We start from the raw sequence: 18,411 nt of genomic DNA, 5'->3' as shown, positions 1-18,411 counted from the left end.
CGGCGCGAGCCGCTTTCCGCTGTCGGCGCGCTGCTGGAGAAACACATGAATCGCCCGTTTCGCACCTTCGTCCTGACCAGTGCCGCAGCCGGCACGCTGGCCCTCGCCGGCTGCGCGGTGCAGCCGCCTTCGTCGACGATCCTGAGCCGCCTGCCCGAACCGGGCGCATCGGGCGGCCAGCCGCCCGCACTGTCGAGTGCGGAGCGCAAACGCTACGACGAAATCGACCGGCAGGTGCTGCGCGAGCAGAACGATGCGATGGCCGCCGAAGCCGCCGCGCGCGCGTGGTCGTACTACTCGCCGCCCCCCGTGACGGTCTACGGCGGCTATTACGGCGGCGGCTGGGGAAACCGATGGGGCACCGGGATCGGCTATGGCTACGGGTATCCGGGCTGGTGGTGGTGATGCGCGATCGCATCGACCGGCCCGACCGGCTCGATTGACGACCGGCAGGAAATAAAAAAGCGCGGTATTTCCCGCGCTTTTTCAATGGTTCGGACTCCCGCGCTCAGTGATGCGCGGCCTTGCCCTTCTCGCCGCCATGATGCCGCGACGGCTTCGCGATCGATTGCGGGTTCGGCACGACACGCACGGGCGCCGCGGACACCGTACCGCGTGTCGACGTGCTCGAAGGCGTGTTGTTCAGCGGCGCGGCCGGCGCATTCGGCGACACGAACTGCACGAATACCTCGCCGTCCTTCACCATGCCCATCTCGTAGCGCGCACGCTCCTCGATCGCCGCGGTACCGCTCTGCAGATCCTGCACTTCGCCCGCGATCCGTTCATTGCGCAGCTTCTCGTCCGCATTCTTCTGCAATTGGTCGCCGAGCTGCTGGCGCAATTCGTGCACCCGCAACCAGCCGCCGTGTCCCCACCATAGGGGGTACTGAATGAGCGCCAGCAACGCAATCAGGACGACAGTGACAAGCCGCATGTAGGAGACGCAGATATAAGAAGCGCCGCTCCGCGCGACATGCACAGAGCGGCGTCGAGATGACGAACCCGATAGTAGCGCGTTAGCGCAGGTTATAGAAAGCCGATTTGCCCGGGTAGCTCGCGATATCGCCGAGGTCTTCCTCGATGCGCAGCAGCTGGTTGTACTTCGAGATGCGATCGCTGCGCGACAGCGAACCCGTCTTGATCTGACCGGCGTTCAGGCCGACCGCGATGTCCGCGATCGTCGAATCTTCGGTTTCGCCCGAGCGGTGCGAGATCACGGCCGTGTAGCCGGCGCGCTTCGCCATTTCGATTGCCGCGAACGTTTCGGTCAGCGTACCGATCTGGTTGATCTTGATGAGGATCGAGTTCGCGATGCCCTTCTCGATGCCTTCCTTCAGGATGCGCGTGTTCGTGACGAACAGGTCGTCGCCGACGAGCTGAACCTTCTTGCCGAGGCGCTCGGTCAGCAGCTTCCAGCCGTCCCAGTCGCCTTCGTGCATGCCGTCCTCGATCGACACGATCGGGAACTTGTCGGCGAGCGTCGCGAGGTAGTCGGTGAATTCGGCCGACGACAGTTGCAGACCTTCGCCCGCGAGCTGGTACTTGCCGTCGTGGTAGAACTCGGATGCCGCGCAGTCGAGCGCGAGCAGCACGTCTTCGCCCGCGCGGTAGCCGGCCTTCTCGATCGCCTGCAGGATCGTCGACAGGCACTCGTCGTTGCTGCCGAAGTTCGGCGCGAAGCCGCCTTCATCGCCGACTGCCGTGCTCATGCCGCGGTCGCTCAGGATCTTCTTCAGTGCGTGGAACACTTCCGCGCCGCAACGCAGGGCTTCACGGAACGTCGGCTGGCTCACCGGGACGATCATGAATTCCTGGATGTCGAGGCTGTTGTTCGCGTGCGCGCCGCCGTTGACGATGTTCATCATCGGAACCGGCAGCTGCATCGCGCCCGAGCCGCCGAAGTAGCGGTACAGCGGCAGGCCGGCTTCTTCAGCCGCTGCCTTCGCGACGGCCATCGATACGGCCAGCATCGCGTTCGCGCCGAGGCGCGACTTGTTGTCGGTGCCGTCCAGCTCGAGCAGCGTCTTGTCGAGGAACGCCTGTTCCGACGCGTCGAGGCCCATGATGGCTTCGGAGATTTCGGTGTTGATGTGCTCGACGGCCTTCAGCACGCCCTTGCCGTTGTAGCGGCCGGCTTCGCCGTCGCGCAGCTCGATCGCTTCACGCGAGCCGGTCGACGCGCCCGACGGCACCGCCGCGCGGCCCATCGTGCCCGATTCGAGCAGCACGTCGCATTCGACCGTGGGGTTGCCGCGCGAATCCAGAATCTCGCGTCCGATGATATCTACGATTGCACTCATGGGTTTCCTCTGAGAATGACGATGGATTCTTCAAACTGCGACGGCACGCGCACCGAAACTGCCTACGCTACTGACGCGCGAAGCCGCCGCAAGGTTCATTCGGTCTTTAGTTGAAATCGTTTTCCAGGAACGGATTGCGCTTCACCGCCTGGTCGAGCGTGACGAGCGTCTCCAGCAGCGCGCCCATCCGGTTCAGCGGCACCGCGTTCGGGCCGTCCGACTTGGCTTCGGCCGGATTCGGATGCGTTTCCATGAACAGGCCCGCAACACCCGTCGCCACCGCGGCACGCGCGAGCACCGGCACGAACTCGCGCTGGCCGCCCGAGCTCGTGCCCTGCCCGCCCGGCAACTGCACCGAGTGCGTCGCGTCGAACACGACCGGCGCGCCCGTCTCGCGCATGATCGCGAGCGAACGCATGTCGGACACGAGGTTGTTGTAGCCGAACGAGACGCCGCGCTCGCATGCCATGAAGCGGTCTTCCGACAGACCGGCTTCACGCGCCGCGTCGCGCGCCTTGTCGATCACGTTCTTCATGTCGTGCGGCGCGAGGAACTGGCCCTTCTTGATGTTGACGGGCTTGCCCGAGCGCGCGCACGCATGGATGAAGTCGGTCTGGCGGCACAGGAACGCGGGCGTCTGCAGCACGTCGACGACCGACGCGACCTGCTCGATCTCGTCGATCGAGTGCACGTCGGTCAGCACCGGCAGGCCGAGCTGGCGCTTCACCTCGCCGAGGATCCGCAGCCCCTCGTCCATTCCGAGGCCGCGAAACGACTTGCCCGAGCTGCGATTCGCCTTGTCGTAGGACGACTTGTAGATGAACGGAACGTTCAGCTTCTCGCAGATTTCCTTCAGGCGGCCCGCCGTGTCGATCGTCATTTGCTCCGACTCGACGACGCAGGTACCCGCGATCAGGAAGAAAGGCTGGTCGAGACCGACCTCGAAATCGCACAGCTTCATGCTTGCACTCCACGCGCCTGCTTGTTGGCGAGCGCGGCTTCGACGAACGACTTGAAGAGGGGATGACCGTCACGCGGCGTGGACGTGAATTCCGGGTGGAACTGGACGCCGACGAACCACGGGTGCATCGAACGCGGCAGCTCCATCATTTCCGGCAGATCCTCGCTCGGGGTACGGGCGCTGATGATAAGGCCGCCGGCTTCGAGCTGGGGCACGAAGCGGTTATTGACTTCATAACGGTGGCGATGGCGCTCGTTCACGTCCTTGCCATAGATCTCTTCGGCCATCGTGCCGGGCTTGATCGGGCAACGTTGCGAGCCGAGGCGCATCGTGCCGCCGAGATCGGATTCCTCGGTGCGCGTCTCGACCTTGCCTTCGCGGTCGTACCACTCGGTGATCAGCGCGACCACGCGTTCCGGCGTGTCCGGATCGAATTCCGTGCTGTTCGCCTGCTTCAGGCCGACGACGTCGCGTGCGAATTCGATCACCGCGAGCTGCATGCCCAGGCAGATGCCGAGGTACGGGACCTTCGACTCGCGCGCATAGCGGATCGCGGCGATCTTGCCTTCCGTGCCGCGGCGGCCGAAACCGCCCGGCACCAGCACGGCGTCGAGATGCTTCAGGCTGTCGACACCGTTCGTCTCGATCTCTTCCGAGTCGATGTACTCGATGTTGACCTTGGTCGACGTGTGCAGCGATGCGTGGCGCAGCGCCTCGATCAGCGACTTGTACGACTCGGTCAGGTCGACATACTTGCCGACCATGCCGATCGTGACTTCGTGCTTCGGGTTTTCCAGCTTCTCGACGAGCGTCGACCACATGCTCAGGTCGGCGTCCTTCGGCGACAGCTTCAGTTCCTCGCAGATGATCCGGTCGAGGCCCTGGTCGTGCAGCATCTGCGGAATCTTGTAGATGCTGTCGGCGTCCCACACCGAGATCACGGCGTCTTCCGGCACGTTCGAGAACATCGAGATCTTCTTCGATTCGTCGTCGGGGATGCGGCGATCCGCGCGGCACAGCAGCACGTGCGGCAGGATGCCGATCTCGCGCAGCTTCTGCACGCTGTGCTGGGTCGGCTTCGTCTTCAGCTCGCCGGCCGTCGCGACGTACGGCACGAGCGTCAGGTGCACGAAGCACGCGCTGTTGCGGCCGAGGCGCAGGCTCATCTGGCGCGCGGCCTCGAGGAACGGCAGCGATTCGATGTCGCCGACCGTGCCGCCGATCTCGACGATCGCGACGTCGGGCTCGCCGCAGGTGGCCGATGCCGCCCCGCGCTCGATGAACGCCTGGATTTCGTTCGTGATGTGCGGGATCACCTGCACGGTCTTGCCGAGATAGTCGCCGCGGCGTTCCTTGCGGATCACCGATTCGTAGATCTGGCCGGTCGTGAAGTTGTTGGCCTTGCGCATCTTCGTGCTGATGAAGCGCTCATAGTGGCCGAGGTCGAGGTCGGTCTCCGCTCCGTCCTCCGTCACGAACACTTCGCCGTGCTGGAACGGGCTCATCGTGCCGGGGTCGACGTTGATGTAGGGATCGAGTTTGAGGAGGGTGACTTTCAGACCGCGCGATTCGAGGATCGCGGCGAGGGAGGCGGCGGCAATACCCTTGCCGAGGGAAGAAACTACGCCGCCGGTGACGAAAACATATTTGGTCATCGCTGAATGCTCGCGGGAAAAACGGATTATACCGTAAAGCCCGCCCTTCTCTCAGCAATTGACGCGATGATCCCGCCCTTTCGCGCTGTGCCGCGCCAGCCGTGCGCGCCGGGGCGAAGCGGCCGGCCGGTCGGCGCGACTGCGCACGCCGGCGCGGCGCACCGGACCGGTGCCTCAGGCGCTTTTCGCGAGCGCCGCGCTGTCGCGCGGCACGCCGCCCTCCGCCGCTCTCAGCGAATTCAGCATCCGCTGCAATGCGCGGGCCGTCTCGATCGGCCGCTCCATCGGGAACAGATGGCTGCCTTCGAGCCATTCGATGCGCCCGCGCGCCGCGCGACGCGTCGCATCGAGCCCGACCTGCCGCACCTCGCGCGAGCGCGTGCCGGCAAGAAAGCCGAGCGGCACCGGCGCGCCGTGCGCGAGCCGCGGACCGAGCGTATGCGGGAGTGTCCGGTAGATCAGGTATTCAACCTGCCGATCGAACGCGAGTACGCGTTCGCCGTCGGCGCCCACCTGCGGAATGCCGTAGTCGATGTAGTCGGACAGCATCCGCTCGTCCCAGCGCGCGAATGCGGGTTTCTCGTGGAAGTGCCGCCAGGCCTCGTCGCGGCTCGCCCAGCGCGTGCGCCGCTTGCGCGTCGCGGCCGCCGGCGAGAGCCGCTCGTCGAGCCCCGCCCATTGGCTCGCGCGCAATGCGCCGGCGCGCCATCCCGCGATGATCGGCGAATCGATCATCACCACGCCGCGCACCCAGTGCGGCTTCTTCAGCGCGGCCATCAGCGACAGGTAGCCGCCGAGCGAATGGCCGACGAGCCAGACCGGGCGCTCGTAGCGGCTGCCGATGTCGTCGAGCAGTTGCTCGACGAGATGCGGCCAGTCACGCGTCACGGGGTAGCGGCGATCGTGGCCGATGCGCTCGATGTAGCGCAGCTCGTAGTCGTCTGCCAGCTCGGCGAAGATCGTCCGGTACGTCGATGCCGGAAAACCGTTCGCATGCGAGAAATGGAGGATGTCCTTCAAACGCCAATGTCTCCTTTGTCGACTGGAGTTGGCGCTTCAGCGCTTACTCCAGTCCCATGCTTCGCGGTCGACTGCAGTTGGGCGCTTCAGCGCTGCTCCTGCCTTCTCTTTCTTGATCCGCGCCATCGCGCCGCTCACCGGTCCATCCAGTAACGCCGCCGCGCATCGCGATGGCGCTCGAACGCATAACCGCCGCCCGGGGCGACGTCGAACCTCACGGCCCCGTCGCGATCCGTGCGCGGCAGCGGGATTCCGCGCATTTCGTAACGCGCGAGGACCGTCCGGTGCGGATGCCCGAATCGATTGCGATAGCCTACAGGAAATACCGCGACGCGCGGCCCGACCGAATCGAGGAAAGGCTCGACCGACGACGTGCGGCTGCCGTGGTGCGGCACGACGAGGATCTGCGCGGCCAGCGCGTCGCGCGCATCCTGCACCAGCCGGCGCTCGGCGCGTGCGTCGATGTCGCCCGTCAACAGCGCCGACGTGTCGCCCGCGTCGATGCGCAGCACGCACGATCGTTCGTTCGAGTGAGCGGCGCCGGCAGCGCGCGACGGCCACAACATCGTGAATGCGACGCCGTCCCAGGTCCACCGCTGCCCGCTCGCGCACGGCAGCCGATCGGCCACGCCGGCCGCCTGCGCGTCACGCCACAGCCGGTGCTGCGGCGCGATGCCGGCAAGCAGCTGGCGAACCTCGGCGGCCCCGTAGACGGCCGCCGCGCCGCCCGAGTGATCGGCATCCGCATGACTCAGCACGAGCGAATCGATCGTCCGGATCCCGCGTGCGCGCAATGCCGGCGCGACGATCCGCGCACCGGCATGGGTCGACTCGGCCCCAGGCCCCGCATCGAACAGCAAGGTCCGGCGCGCGGTCTCGACGAGCACCGACGCGCCCTGCCCGACATCGAGCACGGTCAGCCGGAAGCCGCCGGGCGGCGGCGCATCGGGTGCCGGCGCGACCAGCGGCAACCATGTCATCGGCGCCACCCAGCGCAGCGGCCAGCCGCGCGGCATCAGGACCCACGCGACGCCCACGCATGCGAGCGTCAGCGCCGGCCAGTCGGGCATGCGCAACCACAACACACCGGCCGGCCAGTCGGCAAGGTGCCGCAGCAGCGCCATCATCGGTTCGAGCGCCGCATGCGCGAGCCGGAACGCATACGCGTCCAACGGCGCGGGCAACCCGATGCCGGCCAGCACGATCGGCGTCACGACGGCGCTGACCCACGGAATCGCAAGCGCATTGCCGAACGGACCCGATACCGAAATCTGGGCGAACCATGCGGCCGTGAGCGGCGCGAGACCGATCGTCACCGCGTACTGCACGCGCGTCGCCTCCGCGACACGGCGCCCGGCTCGCCTGCACCACGCGCGCAGGCGGTGCCAGTGCTCGATGGCGGCGTCATCGTCCGTCCCTCGGTCGTCACCGCCGTCGAAGTCGCGCATCGCGCGCCAGCCCGCCACGGCCATCAGGATCACGGCGACCGCGCCAAAAGACAGCCAGAACCCGGCCGATACCACGGCCCACGGATCCACGAGCAGCACGCCGCCAAGCGCCGTGCACAACACGGCGGACGTCGGCACGCTACGACCGGCAAGATGGGCGGCCGCCGCGGCCGCGATCATCCACCATGCACGCTGCGCCGGCACGTTGAAACCGGCAAGCGCCGCATAGCCGGCGGCCGCCGTCAGCGCCGCCACCGAAGTCACATAAGGAGCCGGCATCGCGAGCACCGCGGCATGCCCGCGCCAGCGCAGACGCCGCCAGACCCACGATACGATCCCGCCGGCAATTGCGCCGACGAGCCCGACGTGCAGGCCCGAAATCGCGACCAGATGACTCGTGCCCGTATTGCGCAGCACGCGCCAGTCGTCATCGTCGATGGCGGATTGATCGCCGACCGCAAGCGCGGTCACGATGCCGCGATGGCGCGCGTCTCTACCGAGCGCGTCACCGATGCCGTTGCGCAATGCATCGCGCAGCCGGTCGATCGACGCGCGCCATCCCGATGCACGCGCATCGAGCAGTTCCGCCCGCCCGGGCGCGACCACGTAGCCGATCGCACGAATGCCCGCGGCGAGCCACGTCGCCTCGCTGTCGCGCACGCCGGGATTCGCCTCGGCATGCGGGCGCTTCAGTCGCACGACTAGACGCCAGCGCTGCGCGGCACGCAAATCGGGCATCGCGTCGCGTGCGGCGCGCGCGCCGTATGTGCGCCACGACAACCGGATGACCGGAGGGAAATGGGCCAGCCCCGCATCGTTCGATTCGACGGCCAGCAGCAGTCGCGCGCCGGTGTCATCGATCACCGGCAACCCGCTGATCACACCCGTGACGATGATGTCGCGCCCTTCCCACTCGACGGGCAGGTTGTCACGCAGCCGCCATTCGGCGCGTGCGGCCGCATAGCCGAATCCGATCGCGCAGGCGGCGCAGGCGCAGAGCATCCACCGAAGCGCGACGAGCGCGCGAGTCGTGCGGCGCCGCGCGCACCATCCGAGCAACGCGCCGCAGCCGGCCAGCATGATCGCCCCGCCAATCCAGGCGCTCATGCCCGGCAACGCCGCCTGCCGCTGCAGCACGACGACGCCGAGCGCGAACGCGATCCACCACACGCGCATCGCACCTCCTCGTCGACCTGGCGCCGCCGTCGATGCGGCGCCTTCGGGCAACGATTATGCGGACGAAAGTGCGAGGCGCGGCAGCGCGGCGAGCGCGTTAGCCGTTGTGGATAGCGACAGCGCGTGCGCGTCGATGCCGCGCAGCTCGGCGAGCACGGCGCCGATGCGCGGCACCTGGTCGGGCGCGTTGCGGGACTTGTACGCCCACTCGGGCGCGATGTCGGGCGCGTCCGTCTCGACGACGATCGCATCGAGCGGCAACTGCGCAGCGAGCCGACGAATCTGCAACGCGCGTCCGAACGTCACGTTGCCGCCGAAACCGAGATGCAGCCCCTGTGCGAGATACGCGTCGGCCTGCTGGAAACTGCCGTTGAACGCATGCGCGATGCCACGCCGCACGCCGAAGCGGCGCAGCCCCGCGAGCACGCGGTCCTGCGACTTGCGCACGTGGCACAGCACCGGCAGGTCGAATTCGCGCGCGAGCTTGAGCTGCCCCTGATAGAAGAATTGCTGCCGGTCCTCGTCCAGGCCCGGCACGAAGTAGTCGAGACCGATCTCGCCGATCGCGACGAAGCGCGGATCATCGAGGCTCGCCTCGATCTCCATGCGCAAGCGGTCGAGATCCTCGTCGCGCGCATGCGGCGTATACATCGGATGGATACCGAGCGCATAGACCGCACCCGGCGTGCGCTGTGCCAGTTCGCGCACGGTCGTGAAATTGTCGCGCCCGATGCTCGGGATCACGATGCGCGACACGCCCGCCGCGCGCGCCGCATGCGCGACGGCGTCGCGGTCGGCGTCGAACTCGGCGGCATCGAGATGGCAATGCGTATCGATCCACATGGCGGCTTTCCTGCGCCGTCGCCGCCGTGCCGGAAATCGCCGGGCACGGCGGCGCGTTCGTTCATACCGGCAGCGCCGGCTCCTCGTGCAGCACGCCGTCACGCAGCCGCATGATGCGGTCGCAACGCGCCGCCAGCTCGGGATCGTGCGTGACGATCACGAAGCTCGTCTCGAGCGTCTCGGACAGTTCGAGCATCAGGTTGAACACCGTGTCGGCGGTCGTGCCGTCGAGGTTGCCGGTCGGCTCGTCGGCGAGTACGCACGCGGGCTTCGTCACCAGCGCGCGCGCGATCGCCACGCGTTGCCGCTCGCCGCCCGACAGCTCGCCCGGCCGATGCTTCGCACGCGGGCCGAGACCGACGCGTTCGAGCATCGCCTGCGCCTGCGCGCGTGCGTCCTCGGTCGTCATCCGACGGATGCGCAGCGGCATCGCGACGTTGTCGAGCGCGGTGAACTCCGGCAGCAGATGGTGAAACTGGTAGACGAAGCCGAGCGCGCGGTTGCGCAGCTCGTTGCGCTCGCGCTCGGCGAGTTGCGTAAACGGCTTGCCGAGCAGCGACACCTCGCCCGCGCTCGGTTCGTCGAGGCCGCCCAGCACGTGCAGCAGCGTGCTTTTGCCGGAGCCCGACGCGCCGACGACCGCGAGCTTCTCGCCGCGCCGCACCGTCAGCTCGGTGTTGTTGAGCACCTGCACGTTGAAGCCGCCCTGCACGAACGCCTTCGTGATCCCGCGCGCCTGAAGCACGTATTCCTGCATACCTGCCGAATCCTGTCTGATGGGTTGTCGTGAATCCGCGAATGCGGTCGCGCGGTCATTCATAGCGCAGCGCCTCCGCCGGCTTCACCTTCGCGCCGCGCCAGCTCGGATAGAGCGTCGCGACGGCCGACAGCGCGAACGCGATCAGCCCGATCTTGACGACGTCGCCCGCGACGAGCTCGGAGGGCAGCTCGCTGATGAAGTACACCGACGGCGGCAGGAACTGCACGCCGAACAGATGCTCGATCATCGGGATCAGCCACGGAATGCTCCAAGCGATCAGGCAGCCGAGCGCGACGCCCGACGCGGTGCCGACGAAGCCGATCGTCACGCCCTGCACGACGAAGATCTTCATGATCGAGCCCGGCTGCGCGCCGAGCGTGCGCAGGATCGCGATGTCGGCCTGCTTGTTGGTCACCGTCATCACGAGCGACGACACGAGGTTGAACGCGGCCACCGCGATGATCAGCGTGAGGATGATGAACATCATCCGTTTCTCGATCTGCACGGCCGAGAACCAGGTCTTGTTCTGCTGGGTCCAGTCGCGGATGTACAGGCTGCCCGACAGCGTATGCGACAGCTCGAGCGCGACCTGCGGCGCCTTCTGCATGTCGGTGAGGCGCAATCGCACGCCGGTCGGCGCGGACATCCGGAACAGCGCCTGCGCGTCGCGGATGTCGATCATCGCGAGCGTGCTGTCGTATTCGTAGTGGCCGGACTCGAACACGCCGACCACCGTGAACTGCTTGAGCCGCGGCATCATCCCGGCCGGCGTGATCGTGCCTTCGGGCGCGACGAGCGTGATCTTGTCGCCGACCGTCACGCCGAGGTTGCCGGCGAGCGCATCGCCGAGCACGATGCCGAACTGGCCGGGCACGAGCGCAGAGAGCTGGCCCGCCTTCATGTCCTTGCCGATGTCCGACACCTGCGGCTCGAGCGACGGTTCGATGCCGCGCAGCATTACGCCGCTCACCGCGTCCTGGCGCGTGAGCAGCGCCTGGGCCTCGACGTAAGGTGCCGCGCCGATCACCGACGGATTGCGGCGCGCTTCCTGCGCGGTCAGTTGCCAGTCCGGCATCGAGCCGGTCGGCGAGAACACTTCGACGTGCGCGAGCACCGACAACATGCGGTCGCGCACCTCCTTCTGGAAGCCGTTCATCACCGACAGCACGACGATCAGCGCCGCGACGCCGAGCGCGATCCCGAGCATCGATACCAGTGCGATGAAGGAAATGAAGCCGTTGCCGGTCGTGCGTTTGCCGGCGCGCGTGTAGCGCCAGCCGATCTGCCATTCGTACGGAAGTTTCAAGCGAATCCTTTCTGCTGGTTACGGCGGGGATGGCGGCCCGCGGCCGGAGCGCCGTCCGGCGGCGGACGGCCGCCCGGCGCACGGCCGAAAAATCGGTCGCCGGACGCAATCGGGCCGTCCGCCGGCCCGATCACGCGCGCAGTTTGCCATACAATGCGCACCATCATGCACGACCGACGCCTCCATTTTCTCGTTCCGTTCGCGCTGCCGTCGGCGGCCGATGCGGCCTCGTCCCTGCACACGCTGGACAGCCCCGCGCTCGAAAAGTTGCTCGCGCGCGCGAGCCTCGTCGAGCGCGTGGCCGGCGAGGACTTCCAGCGCACGCTGCCGCACGAGCGCTGGCTGGCCCGCCAGTTCGGCGCGACCCAGGGCAACGCCGCCGACGAAGCACCGCTCGCGCCCTACATGCTGCTGGCCGACGGCGGCGACCCGGGCACCCACGCCTGGGCGTGCGTCGAGCCCGTCCACGTCGAAATCGCGCACGATCACCTCGTGCTCGTCGATCCGTCGAGCCTCGCGCTCGACGACGGCGACGCCGCCGCGTTGCTGGCGGTCGCGCGCCCGCTGATCGAGGAACTCGGCGTGCGACTGGAGGCGCCGCAGCCGGCGCGCTGGTACCTGTCCAGCGAGCAGCTCGCCCGCCTCGCCGGCGCGGCGCCGCTGCGCGCGAGCGGCCGCAACATCGAGATCTGGCTGCCGCACGAGGCGCACACCGGCGAACGCTCGCGGATGTGGATGAAGCTGCAGAACGAAGTGCAGATGGCGTGGTTCCAGCATCCGGTCAACGAAGCGCGCGAAGCGCGCGGCCTGCCCGCCGTCAATTCGATCTGGTTCCATGCGCAAGGCACGCTGAAGCCGGTCGACAAGCCGTTCGCTCGCGTGCTGTCCGCATCGCCCGCGGCACTCGGTCTCGCGCGCGCCGCGCAGGCCGAAGCCGGCGCCGTGCCGGCCGCATTCGGCGCACTGCCCGGCGGCCCCGGCGCGACGCTCGTCGAGCTGCCGGCGCTGTCCGCACCGTTCATCGAACAGGACTGGGCGCGCTGGCACGATGCGCTCGCCGCGCTCGAGCGCGACTGGTTCGCGCCCGCGCTGGCAGCGCTGCACAACGGCGAGCTGGCCGGCGTCGACTTCACGCTGTGCGGCGACACCAGCTCGGTGACGCTGCACGCCACGCGCGGCGACCTGCGCAAGTTCTGGCGCCGCCGCGCGCTGGCGTCCCTGTTCGAATAACCCGACCTGTATGACCCGGATCGTTACCCGCCCCGTCGCGCCCGCCGACGCCGAAGCGCTCGCGCGCCACGGCCTGCACCCCGTCCTCGCGCGCCTGTATGCGGCGCGCGGCGTGCAGTCTCCGACCGACATCGAAACGGCGCTCGCGCGCCTCGTTCCGCCCTCCGAACTGAAAGGCTGCGCTAACGCTGCGGCGCTGCTCGCCGACGCGATCGCCGACAAGCGGCGACTGCTGGTCGTCGCCGACTACGACTGCGACGGCGCGACCGCCTGCGCGGTGGCGGTGCGCGGCCTGCGGATGTTCGGCGCGCAGATCGACTACCTGGTGCCGAACCGCTTCGAATACGGCTACGGGCTCACGCCCGAGATCGTCGAGCTCGCGGCCGCGCGCAAGCCCGACCTGCTGATCACCGTCGACAACGGGATCGCGAGCGTCGCGGGCGTCGAAGCCGCGAACGCGCGCGGCATCGACGTGCTCGTCACCGACCACCATCTGCCCGGCGACGCGCTGCCCGCCGCGCGCGCGATCGTCAACCCGAACCAGCCCGGCTGCGGATTCCCGAGCAAGCATATCGCCGGCGTGGGCGTGATGTTCTACGTGCTGCTCGCGCTGCGCGCCGAGCTGCGCCGGCGCGGCGCGTTCGCGAGCAAGGAGGCCGAACCGCGCCTCGACGGGCTGCTCGACCTCGTCGCGCTCGGCACGGTCGCCGACGTGGTGCGGCTCGACGGCAACAACCGCGTGCTCGTCGCGCAGGGGCTGCAGCGCATCCGCAACGGCCGCATGCAGCCGGGCATCGCCGCGCTGTTTCGCGCGGCCGGCCGCGACGCACGCACCGCGTCGGGCTTCGATCTCGGCTTCGGCCTCGGCCCGCGCCTGAACGCGGCCGGGCGGCTCTCGGACATGTCGCTCGGCATCGAGTGCCTGATTACCGACGACATCGGCCGCGCGTGGGACCTCGCGCAGCAGCTGGACACGATGAACCGCGAACGCCGCGAGATCGAGGCCGGCATGCAGCAGCAGGCGCTCGCCGATCTCGCCGACGTCGATCCGGCCGACGCATGCACGATCACGCTGTTCAACCCCGAGTGGCACCAGGGCGTGATCGGCATCGTCGCCGGGCGGCTCAAGGAGAAATTCCACCGCCCGTCGTTCACGTTCGCGCATGCGGACGAAGCCGGCACGCGGGTCAAGGGTTCGGGCCGCTCGATCCCTGGCTTCCACCTGCGCGATGCGCTCGATCTCGTATCGAAGCGCGAGCCCGACCTGATCGTTGCGTTCGGCGGCCACGCGATGGCGGCCGGCCTCACGCTCGACACCGACAACGTGCCGCGCTTCGCGGCCGCGTTCGAGGCCGTCGCGCGCGAGTGGCTGTCCGACGACGCGCTGGCACGCGTGATCGAGACCGACGGCGAACTCGAGGACGCGTATTTCACGCCGCAGTTCGTCGGGCTGCTCGACGAAGCCGTCTGGGGCCAGGGCTTCCCGGCCCCGCTTTTCTCCGGTGAATTCGACGTCGTGTCGCAGTCGCTCGTGAAGGAAAAGCACCTGAAGCTGCAACTGGCGCGCGGCCGCCAGCGCTTCAACGCGATCTGGTTCAACCACACCGAGCCGTTGCCGGCGAGCGCGCTGATCGCATACCGCCTCGTGGCCGACACGTGGAACGGCGTGACGCGTGTCCAGCTGATCGTCGAACACGCAGCCGGCTGAGACTCCCCCGCCCGCGTGGCCGACCGGCCTGCCGCGCTCGCCGGCCGCATGCGCGCCGCGCCGAACGGGGCCGCGGCGCGCATGCAAGCACGTTCCGCGTCACCGGGTAAGCCCGCCGATCGGCTATAATTCCGCTTTTTTACGAAGCAAGAAAAGCGAACGATCATGGAAGCGGAACGTCTCAACGCGATCGAAAGCTCCCTGCTCGACCTGCGCACGCGCGCGGGCGAGCTTCGGGGGTATCTTTGACTACGACGCCAAAGCTGCGCGTCTGAACGAAGTCAACAAGGAACTCGAAGACCCGAACGTCTGGAACGATTCGAAGAACGCCCAGGCACTCGGCCGCGAGAAGAAGCTGCTCGAAGGCGTCGTCACGACGCTGACGGCGCTCGATAGCGACCTGCGCGACGCACTCGACCTGTTCGAACTCGCACGCGAGGAAGGCGACGAAGACACCCTCGTCGCCTCCGAGGAAGACGCGAAAAAGCTCGAAGCACGCGTCGGCGACATCGAATTCCGCCGGATGTTCTCGAACCCGGCCGACCCGAACAACTGCTTCATCGACATCCAGGCCGGCGCCGGCGGCACCGAAGCGTGCGACTGGGCGTCGATGCTGCTGCGCCAGTACCTGCGCTACTGCGAGCGCAAGGGCTTCAAGGCCGAAGTGCTCGAAGAATCCGACGGCGACGTCGCGGGCATCAAGAACGCGACGATCAAGGTGTCGGGCGAATACGCATACGGCTTCCTGCGCACCGAAACCGGCATTCACCGTCTCGTGCGCAAGTCGCCGTTCGACTCGTCGGGCGGCCGCCACACGTCGTTCTCGTCGGTGTTCGTGTATCCGGAAATCGACGACTCGATCGAAGTCGAGGTCAACCCGGCCGACCTGCGCATCGACACGTACCGCGCATCGGGCGCGGGCGGCCAGCACATCAACAAGACCGACTCGGCCGTGCGTATCACGCACATGCCGACCGGCATCGTCGTGCAGTGCCAGAACGACCGCTCGCAGCACCGCAACCGCGCCGAAGCGATGGCCATGCTGAAGTCGCGCCTGTACGAAGCCGAAATGCGCAAGCGCCAGGCCGAGCAGGACAAGCTCGAGTCGAGCAAGACCGATGTGGGCTGGGGTCACCAGATCCGCTCGTACGTGCTCGACCAGAGCCGCGTGAAGGACCTCCGTACGAACGTCGAAATGAGCAACACGAAGGCCGTGCTCGACGGCGATCTCGACGACTTCATCAGCGCGAGCCTCAAACAGGGCGTGTAAGCGCCGCGGCGCGGCCTCTCCGGTCGCGCCGCCCTTCCCGTTGCGTTGCCGCACCCACTCCGAATTCCGACCATCATGACCGAACCGACCCAAACGCAGCCCGCCGTCGCGGCGGACGAAAACCAGATCATCGCCGAGCGCCGCGAGAAGCTGCGCGCGTTGCGCGAGCAAGGCGTCGCCTATCCGAACGATTTCCGGCCGACGCATCACGCCGCCAATCTCCAGGCGGACTTCGCCGACTCGGACAAGGCCGCGCTCGAGGCGAATCCGGTCGAGGTGGCGGTCGCCGGCCGCATGATGCTCAAGCGCGTGATGGGCAAGGCGAGCTTCGCGACGGTGCAGGACGGTTCGGGCCAGATCCAGTTCTTCGTGACGCCGAACGACGTCGGCGCGGAAACCTACGACGCATTCAAGAAGTGGGACCTCGGCGACATCGTCGCCGCACGCGGCGTGCTGTTCCGCACCAACAAGGGCGAGCTGTCGGTCCAGTGCAAGGAACTGCGCCTGCTGTCGAAGGCGCTGCGCCCGCTGCCGGACAAGTTCCACGGCCTGGCGGACCAGGAAATGCGCTATCGCCAGCGCTACGTCGACCTGATCGTCACGCCGGAAACGCGCGACACGTTCCGCGCGCGCACCAAGACCATCGCGTCGATCCGCAAGTTCATGGACAACGCCGACTTCATGGAAGTCGAAACGCCGATGCTGCACCCGATCCCGGGCGGCGCGGCGGCCAAGCCGTTCGTCACGCATCACAACGCGCTCGACATGCAGATGTTCCTGCGCATCGCGCCGGAGCTGTACCTGAAGCGCCTGATCGTCGGCGGCTTCGAACGCGTGTTCGAGATCAACCGCAACTTCCGGAATGAAGGCGTGTCGCCGCGTCACAACCCGGAATTCACGATGATGGAGTTCTACGCCGCGTACACCGACTACCGCTGGCTGATGGACTTCACCGAACAGCTGATCCGCCAGGCGGCGATCGATGCGCTCGGCACCGCGACGATCCAGTACCAGGGCCGCGAGCTGGACCTCGCGAAGCCGTTCCACCGCCTGACGATCACGCAGGCGATCCAGAAGTACGCACCGCAGTACACCGACGGCCAGCTGTCGGACGACGCGTTCCTGCGCTCCGAACTGAAGCGTCTCGGCGTGGACGTGTCGCAGCCGGCCTTCCTGAACGCCGGCATCGGCGCGCTGCAGCTCGCGCTGTTCGAGGAAACCGCCGAATCGCAGCTGTGGGAGCCGACCTACATCATCGACTACCCGGTCGAAGTGTCGCCGCTCGCGCGCGCATCGGATACGGTGCCGGGCATCACCGAGCGTTTCGAGCTGTTCATGACCGGCCGCGAAATCGCGAACGGCTTCTCGGAGTTGAACGATCCGGAAGACCAGGCCGCGCGCTTCAAGAAGCAGGTCGAGCAGAAGGATGCGGGCGACGAGGAAGCGATGTTCTTCGACGCCGACTACATCCGCGCGCTCGAACACGGGATGCCGCCGACGGGTGGCTGCGGGATCGGCATCGACCGTCTCGTGATGCTGCTCACCGACAGCCCGACGATCCGCGACGTGCTGCTGTTCCCGCACCTGCGCCGCGAGGACTGACGGCCGAGGCCGCGTGTGCGCCGCGCCCTGCGGCGCGCACGCGTCAGCTTTGTAACCACGCGTAAATCCCGCCTGCCGGCGTTCGCCGGTTTTCGATCCTCCCCCGATTTATCCCCTCGTCGCGACGGCATTCTCCGGGTTTTCCCTGTAACGCGCGCCGGCTCCCCGCTGCAATTCGTTACACCTTGATACGGTGCGCGCCTCGCCTGTGGACGACACTCCTGTTGCGTCACCACGCATGACCACGGGACCAGAACGCGGCGCCGGAACGCCAAGTCTGCTCGCTCCCGAGCGTGGGATCCGGCCAGCGCAGACATGCGAAGCCGGGTCGACACCGGAGAACAAAATGGACAACCAGAATCAAACCACGCCGCAAAAGCAACGCCTTCACCCGCTCATCGCGACCGCGGCAGGCGCCGTCATCGTCGCGAGCCTCGCAGCCACCGCCGCGATCACGGGCATCCTGCCGAAGGCCAACAGCAACAACGCGCAGAACGGCCAGTCCCAGGCCGCGCTGATCGCGTCGCAGCCGGCCGTCGATACGGCTGCGGCGGCCAGCGCGGCGCTCGCCGCGCAAGCGCAGCAACAGGCAGCAGCCGAAGAAGCCGCGCGGCAGAAGGCGGCGGCCGAGAAGGCCGCGGCAGTCCAGGCGGAATCGAAGCCCGCGCCGCGCCCCGCAGCCACGCACCGGCGCCACACGCCCGCGCCGCAACCGCCGCAATACGCGCAGCAGCCGTCCGCGCCCGCGCAGCCGGCTTATTGCCAGACTTGCGGGACGGTCGTCGCGATCACCCAGACACGCACGCCGGGCCAGAGCTCGGGGATCGGCGCGGTTGGCGGCGCAGCGGCCGGCGGCCTGCTCGGCAACCAGTTCGGTCATGGCAACGGCCGCACCGCAATGACGATCATCGGCGCGCTCGGCGGGGGTCTCGCCGGCAACCAGGTCGAGAAGCAGGTGCGCGCGGAAACCGACTATCAGGTGCAGGTCCAGATGGAAAGCGGCGCGACGCGCACGTTCACGTACCACAACCCGCCGCCGTTCGGCCAGGGCCAGCGCGTGCGGATCGAGAACGGCACGCTAGTCGGCGCTTAACGTCTGACGCGTCGCCGGGCGGCCCCGGCGCCGTGCCGG

Annotated in this window: 15 protein-coding genes; 6 read left to right on the top strand and 9 right to left on the bottom strand. The window is 67.8% G+C overall.

What is annotated here, in order from left to right:
* The first annotated feature begins 45 nt into the window (after positions 1-45).
* A complete protein-coding gene (locus tag HW466_RS24980) occupies positions 46-405 on the top strand; it encodes a hypothetical protein (RefSeq protein WP_069229729.1) in 360 nt (119 codons plus the stop codon).
* 103 nt (positions 406-508) lie between these two features.
* Here the strand turns inward: HW466_RS24980 and ftsB are convergent, their stop codons facing one another.
* The 9 genes from ftsB to HW466_RS24935 form a co-directional block, all read right to left on the bottom strand.
* Positions 509-934 carry a cell division protein FtsB gene (ftsB, locus tag HW466_RS24975; RefSeq protein WP_059450443.1) on the bottom strand — a complete coding sequence of 142 codons (426 nt, stop codon included), beginning with the start codon at positions 932-934 and terminating at the stop codon, positions 509-511.
* A gap of 82 nt (positions 935-1,016) precedes the next feature.
* Positions 1,017-2,300, bottom strand: coding sequence for a phosphopyruvate hydratase (gene eno, locus HW466_RS24970; protein ID WP_011885396.1), 1,284 nt, complete (start codon positions 2,298-2,300; stop codon positions 1,017-1,019).
* Positions 2,301-2,406: 106 nt separating this feature from the next.
* Positions 2,407-3,261, bottom strand: a complete 855-nt coding sequence (kdsA, locus tag HW466_RS24965) for a 3-deoxy-8-phosphooctulonate synthase (protein WP_040144558.1) — start codon at positions 3,259-3,261, stop codon at positions 2,407-2,409.
* The gene (locus HW466_RS24960; protein ID WP_059503475.1) at positions 3,258-4,916 is read right to left on the bottom strand and encodes a CTP synthase; all 1,659 of its coding nucleotides are present in this window, start codon (positions 4,914-4,916) and stop codon (positions 3,258-3,260) included. The genes kdsA and HW466_RS24960 overlap by 4 nt, the downstream gene beginning before the upstream one ends.
* A gap of 174 nt (positions 4,917-5,090) precedes the next feature.
* Entirely contained in the window at positions 5,091-5,936 is an 846-nt protein-coding gene (locus HW466_RS24955) for an alpha/beta fold hydrolase (protein ID WP_059450446.1), read from the bottom strand.
* Between the two features lie 134 nt (positions 5,937-6,070).
* Positions 6,071-8,560 (bottom strand): DNA internalization-related competence protein ComEC/Rec2, encoded by a 2,490-nt coding sequence (locus HW466_RS24950; RefSeq protein WP_174905891.1) that lies wholly within the window; start codon positions 8,558-8,560, stop codon positions 6,071-6,073.
* 54 nt (positions 8,561-8,614) lie between these two features.
* Positions 8,615-9,403, bottom strand: coding sequence for a TatD family hydrolase (locus HW466_RS24945; protein WP_059545793.1), 789 nt, complete (start codon positions 9,401-9,403; stop codon positions 8,615-8,617).
* Positions 9,404-9,464: 61 nt separating this feature from the next.
* The gene (lolD, locus tag HW466_RS24940; protein ID WP_081051465.1) at positions 9,465-10,223 is read right to left on the bottom strand and encodes a lipoprotein-releasing ABC transporter ATP-binding protein LolD; all 759 of its coding nucleotides are present in this window, start codon (positions 10,221-10,223) and stop codon (positions 9,465-9,467) included.
* On the bottom strand, positions 10,216-11,469 hold the full coding sequence (locus HW466_RS24935) for a lipoprotein-releasing ABC transporter permease subunit (protein ID WP_059450450.1): 1,254 nt from the start codon (positions 11,467-11,469) through the stop codon (positions 10,216-10,218). Before HW466_RS24935 ends, lolD begins: the two co-directional genes overlap by 8 nt.
* 153 nt (positions 11,470-11,622) lie before the next feature.
* On the opposite strand from HW466_RS24935, the gene HW466_RS24930 reads away from it, so the two are divergent.
* The 5 genes from HW466_RS24930 (at position 11,623) to HW466_RS24910 (ending at position 18,372) form a co-directional block, all read left to right on the top strand.
* Positions 11,623-12,699, top strand: a complete 1,077-nt coding sequence (locus HW466_RS24930) for a regulator (protein ID WP_174905892.1) — start codon at positions 11,623-11,625, stop codon at positions 12,697-12,699.
* 10 nt (positions 12,700-12,709) lie between these two features.
* A complete protein-coding gene (recJ, locus tag HW466_RS24925; RefSeq protein ID WP_059503483.1) occupies positions 12,710-14,407 on the top strand; it encodes a single-stranded-DNA-specific exonuclease RecJ in 1,698 nt (565 codons plus the stop codon).
* 165 nt (positions 14,408-14,572) lie between these two features.
* Positions 14,573-15,677, top strand: a protein-coding gene (prfB, locus tag HW466_RS24920) for a peptide chain release factor 2 (protein WP_147956413.1) whose coding sequence is annotated in 2 segments (ribosomal slippage) — positions 14,573-14,653 and positions 14,655-15,677 — 1,104 coding nt in all. Because the reading frame shifts where the segments join, the coding sequence is not laid out codon by codon here.
* 75 nt (positions 15,678-15,752) lie between these two features.
* The gene (lysS, locus tag HW466_RS24915) at positions 15,753-17,279 is read left to right on the top strand and encodes a lysine--tRNA ligase (RefSeq protein WP_059450453.1); all 1,527 of its coding nucleotides are present in this window, start codon (positions 15,753-15,755) and stop codon (positions 17,277-17,279) included.
* 346 nt (positions 17,280-17,625) lie between these two features.
* Positions 17,626-18,372, top strand: a complete 747-nt coding sequence (locus tag HW466_RS24910) for a glycine zipper 2TM domain-containing protein (RefSeq protein WP_174905893.1) — start codon at positions 17,626-17,628, stop codon at positions 18,370-18,372.
* The last annotated feature ends 39 nt before the right edge of the window (positions 18,373-18,411 follow it).

The organism is Burkholderia territorii (genome assembly GCF_902833055.1).
In the GTDB taxonomy this organism is placed as follows: domain Bacteria; phylum Pseudomonadota; class Gammaproteobacteria; order Burkholderiales; family Burkholderiaceae; genus Burkholderia; species Burkholderia territorii.
Note: the sequence above shows the minus strand (reverse complement) of the source record. Positions and strands in the feature narration are given on the sequence as shown.